Source organism: Facklamia sp. P12945 (assembly GCF_050409485.1).
Classification (GTDB): domain Bacteria; phylum Bacillota; class Bacilli; order Lactobacillales; family Aerococcaceae; genus Facklamia.
Genome location: NZ_JBNUPJ010000039.1, coordinates 1 through 4,558, shown reverse-complemented (window position 1 = coordinate 4,558; position 4,558 = coordinate 1). Strand labels below are relative to the sequence as shown.

Sequence of the window (4,558 nt, the reverse complement as noted above, 5' to 3'; positions counted from 1 at the left end):
CACCAGATCCAGATCCAACGCCAGATCCAGATCCAACGCCAGATCCAGATCCAACACCAGATCCAGATCCAACACCAGATTTAGACCAGACTACTCCTAAGGGTGAAGAAGTAACTGTCAATAAGTCAGGGATTTTACTGCCTAATACTGGTTCTGATGAAGGAGAATATGTAGCAATGGGTCTTACTTTACTGGCAATGGGCTTAGGAATTTCTGTAGCAGAATTAAAAAAACGCCTAAGTGAGAACCAATAAACTGTAGGCTAAGACGCTAGTGTAAGATCTTTAAATAGGACTCTCTTCATTCTTAAATGGATGAAGAGAGTTTTTAAATGGGCGAGTTGTTTTTAAAGACAGAAAGATATATGATTATTTATATAAAAATGATTGAGCTTAATAGCTTTATAGTTTCTTGAGGAGGATAGAAGTTATGGAAAACATACTTTATGGAGAATCACCGATTATTCATAAAAAGCCAATCAAAGATGGAGAGGGCAATGATATAGGTAAGACCATTATTATTGAAGATAATGAAGGAAATATCATTTTAAGTCAGAACATTTTGAATGATAGCAATGGGAAATCAGTAAAAGTTAATGTGAATCAATCAGAAAGAGAGGGTGTGTATGGATACACGGTCAATATTTTAAAGCCGACCGGGGAAGAAGAGAAGATATTTTTAGAAAACAAGTCAAGTAATCTTGAAAATGAGCAACCAGTTGTTGAAACTAAAGATTTGAAGGATTTTCAAGAACAAATTATTGGCAAAACATTTGTCATCAAAGATAGCCAAGAAAAGTTGATCGCCACTCACCATATTTTAAATGATCCCGATGGCAAAGAACCTGAGCTTAAAATTATTGCTGAGGGAACGGGTCATAAAGTGATTATTTATAAACCAGATGGTGACTTTGAAGAAGTTTTTGTGGAAAACAAAAAAGTTCCAACCATCGAAAAAATCCCTTTTAAGGATAATCAAGGAAGTATTATAGGATACACTGTTTTAGTTAAAGATGATGCAGAGCGAGTTTTATTGAACGAACATATTTTGATTGGCAAACAAGAAATAGCCCCAGATGTTAAAATCACTTATGATAAAGACGAAAACGGGGATCGAGGTTATTTAATTATAATTACGAATGCAGAGGGGTTGAAAAAAGAAACCTTTATAAAAAATGAAAAAGTCCCTACTATTGAACAGTCAGCATTTAAAGATAAAGAAGGAAACACCATAGGAACAACTATGACTTTAAAAAATGGAGATGGAGAATTGGTTTCGATTGAATATATTTTACATGACAAAGCCATTGAGAAAGTTGAATATTCTATTCAACCTAGCCAAAATGATAAGGGAGAAATAGGTCATTTAGTTATCATAGAAAATCCTGATGGTACAATTAGCAAAACTTTTGTAAAAAGTTAAAGAAAATATAAATACCATCGGATAAAGAGAGTTAAGGTATGATAAAGAGTCTTTGAATGGTGTTAATGAAAAAGGGACAAATTCTAAAGGTGGGAACAACTGAAGAAAAATATATTCTAACTATTGTTCAGAACACTTTTATATGGACCATCAGCCAGTGAAAAAGCCACCCAGCCTGTATGTAAAATGACGGAAAATTTAAGGTATAATTTTGCTATTTAGCGGGTAACAAAGTCGAAAAATGGGTGTTGATGAGTAATTGTTGTGATGGGCAAGTTGAGACCTTGATTATATGAGTTTAATCTTAATAAAACTCATCACTTTGACCCTCAAGCACAATAAAGTATTGGCTATCCTAAAAATAGTCAGAGCATGATAGGGATCAATAGAAAGCGCCAAAAAAGTTTTTTAATTCATTAATTCTTTATTATTATCAGTAAGTTAATAATTATTAAACTTTCGAAGGACAGAGCAAACTTTATTAAAAACTTCACAAAATTTTGAATCAGTGTTTACGGTGTAAGGATAAACATGATATACTAGACCTATATGAACTAACAAAGAAATGGGGAAATTGTAAATGTCTAAAACAATGGCGATTAATGCGGGTTCTTCAAGTTTGAAATTCCAAATCATAGAGATGCCTGAAGAAACAGTGGTTTCTAAAGGATTAGTTGAACGTATTGGATTAAGCGATTCAAAATTAGAAATTAAATATACGGACGCTAATGGTGAAGATCAAAAGTTTCAAATAGTCGAAGATATTGCAGATCATGCTCGTGCAGTGGATTTATTACTAACTAAACTTCTAGACTTAGGAGTTATCACAAACTTTGAAGAAATTACCGGTGTCGGACACCGTGTAGTAGCTGGTGGAGAACTCTTCAAGGAGTCTACTCTAGTAGATGAGCAAGTTATCAAAAACATTGAAGAATTGGGAGATTTCGCCCCCTTACATAACCCTGCGGAAGCAGTCGTAATTCGTGTATTCCAAGAAAAATTACCACATGCTACCATGGCAGCAGTCTTTGATACTTCTTTCCATACTTCAATGCCGGCTGAAAATTATTTATACAGCATTCCGTACGAATACTATGAAAATTACTCCGTTCGTAAATATGGAGCTCATGGGACAAGTCACCAATTTGTGGCCCACCGTGCAGCTGAAATCGTAGGTAAGCCCATTGAAGATCTTAAAATTATCACTTGTCATTTAGGGAACGGAGCTTCAATTACTGCTGTGGAGAAAGGGAAATCTGTTGATACTTCAATGGGCTTCACTCCACTAGCTGGCTTAACAATGGGAACACGTGTCGGTGATATCGATGCATCTGCAATTCCATTCATCATGCAAAAGGAAGGTATTGAAAGCATTGAAGAGATGGTAACTATCTTCAATAAAAAATCTGGTTTACTCGGTATTTCAGGTGTCTCATCCGATATGCGTGATGTGGAAGAAGCTGCAGAAGCAGGAAACGAACGTGCACAACTAGCTCTAGATATTTTCTTCAATCGTATTATTAAATACATTGGACAATATGTAGCAGTGATGAATGGTGTAGATGTGATTGTCTTTACTGCCGGTATCGGTGAAAACTCTAAAGAAACACGTGAAATCACTATGAGAAACTTTGGTTATATGGGTGTTAAGATTGACGAAGAGCGTAATAACACACGCCAAGAAGCCATCGTTTCTACAGATGATTCTACGGTAACAGTTATCAACATTCCTACTAACGAAGAAATTGCGATTGCTCGTGACGTTGAGCGTCTTAAAAATCAAAAATAATCATTAAGATAAGTTGGTTTGAACGTTATTCTCATTTGAGAATGACGTTCTTTTGGTATATTATTAAGGGAAGAAAATAAAGAAGTCTAGAGATACCAAACTGAAGGAGACACATGAATGGCTGAAAATATTATTATAGATGAGCAAGCGATCAATAGAACTCTAAAGAGAATGGCCCACGAAATTGTCGAACGGAATCCGAACGTCCAAGAATTAGTATTAGTAGGAATTAAAACAAGAGGCATATATTTAGCCCATCGTTTAGCTGAAAAAATTTCGCAAATTGAAGCTATTCAAGTAGAGCTAGAAGAGTTAGATATTTCTTTTTACCGTGATGATTTGACCCACAAGTTTAAAAATGAAGCCCCTGTTGTTCAACCCCCTCACTTTTCTCACTCAATGCGTGATAAAGTTGTGATTATGGTGGATGATGTTTTATATACAGGTCGAACCATTCGAGCAGGACTGGATGCGATTCTATCGTCAGATCGTCCAGCCAAAATTCAATTGGCAATACTGGTGGATAGAGGTCACCGTGAACTCCCAATTCGCGCTGATTTCGTCGGTAAAAATATCCCGACATCCAGCGAAGAAAAAGTGGCAGTCAAATTAAATGAAGTAGACCAAGCAGAAGAAGTCGTTATCTTACGTAAATAAACGAAGCCCTTCAAAGTTATTAGCTTTGAAGGGCTTTTAATTTGAATGAGTTAATGCGACCTAAGAGTAAAGTAGATGAGCACAGAGACCATGGTAATCAAAATCAAAACAAGGACTAGCCAGACAAGACTCCAAATTTTTAATTGTAAATAGATTAAGATAAAGCCTAAAATAGCTAATAAAAAAAAGGTTAGTGCGATTAAATTGAAAATCCTAAGGTCTTGTAGCTTGAGCAATTTTAGTAAGGAATGTCGGAAGTAAAAAATATAGAGGGCCAAAATCACTAATATCGATGGGAAGGCATAGAGCAAAGCTTGTAGCATTATTAACCTCAATTCTATCTAAAGATTCATTAAAAAAGAGCTGGCAATTGCCAGCTCTCAAAATATATCCGAATCGTGCCGATTCAATAAAGCTAGGTTGAACCCGCTAGCAATCAGGTGGGGTTCTCACGAAATGCTTCTGACTTCCACATGCGATGGCTTGTCATAGGTATTCGATTGAAGAATCCCTAATGTAAAATGTTCGGTCAACACATTGACTATCTCTCGAACACATCAGATATATTTCCTATGTACCTAGTATAACACGATGAGATTGAATTGCAATAGTTTTGTTTGAAAAAATGAAAGCATTGTCTAGAGTTGTCAAACATATGTTACACAAGGTGCTTCTAAATGGGCATGCTTA

At 35.7% G+C, this 4,558-nt stretch carries 4 protein-coding genes and 1 other RNA gene; 4 read left to right on the top strand and 1 reads right to left on the bottom strand.

The window, feature by feature from the left end; all coding sequences use genetic code 11:
- From ACQV2X_RS08490 to pyrR, 4 genes are all read left to right on the top strand, one after another.
- Window positions 1-254 (top strand): LPXTG cell wall anchor domain-containing protein (locus tag ACQV2X_RS08490; RefSeq protein WP_428894422.1); only part of this gene is annotated, 254 nt, incomplete at its 5' end.
- Window positions 255-429: 175 nt separating this feature from the next.
- Window positions 430-1,422 (top strand): hypothetical protein, encoded by a 993-nt coding sequence (locus ACQV2X_RS08485; protein ID WP_428882472.1) that lies wholly within the window; start codon window positions 430-432, stop codon window positions 1,420-1,422.
- A gap of 580 nt (window positions 1,423-2,002) precedes the next feature.
- Window positions 2,003-3,211 carry an acetate kinase gene (locus ACQV2X_RS08480; RefSeq protein WP_428874397.1) on the top strand — a complete coding sequence of 403 codons (1,209 nt, stop codon included), beginning with the start codon at window positions 2,003-2,005 and terminating at the stop codon, window positions 3,209-3,211.
- A gap of 117 nt (window positions 3,212-3,328) precedes the next feature.
- Window positions 3,329-3,868 carry a bifunctional pyr operon transcriptional regulator/uracil phosphoribosyltransferase PyrR gene (gene pyrR, locus ACQV2X_RS08475; protein ID WP_428874395.1) on the top strand — a complete coding sequence of 180 codons (540 nt, stop codon included), beginning with the start codon at window positions 3,329-3,331 and terminating at the stop codon, window positions 3,866-3,868.
- 384 nt (window positions 3,869-4,252) lie between these two features.
- Here the strand turns inward: pyrR and ssrS are convergent.
- Window positions 4,253-4,435, bottom strand: a non-coding RNA gene (ssrS, locus tag ACQV2X_RS08470) — 6S RNA.
- Between the last annotated feature and the right edge of the window lie 123 nt (window positions 4,436-4,558).

Excerpts from the sequence above, each read along its gene's own strand:
- ACQV2X_RS08480 (WP_428874397.1), top strand. The coding sequence starts at position 2,003 with ATGTCTAAAACAATGGCGATTAATGCGGGTTCTTCAAGTTTGAAATTC.
- pyrR (WP_428874395.1), top strand. The coding sequence starts at position 3,329 with ATGGCTGAAAATATTATTATAGATGAGCAAGCGATCAATAGAACTCTA.
- ACQV2X_RS08485 (WP_428882472.1), top strand. The coding sequence starts at position 430 with ATGGAAAACATACTTTATGGAGAATCACCGATTATTCATAAAAAGCCA.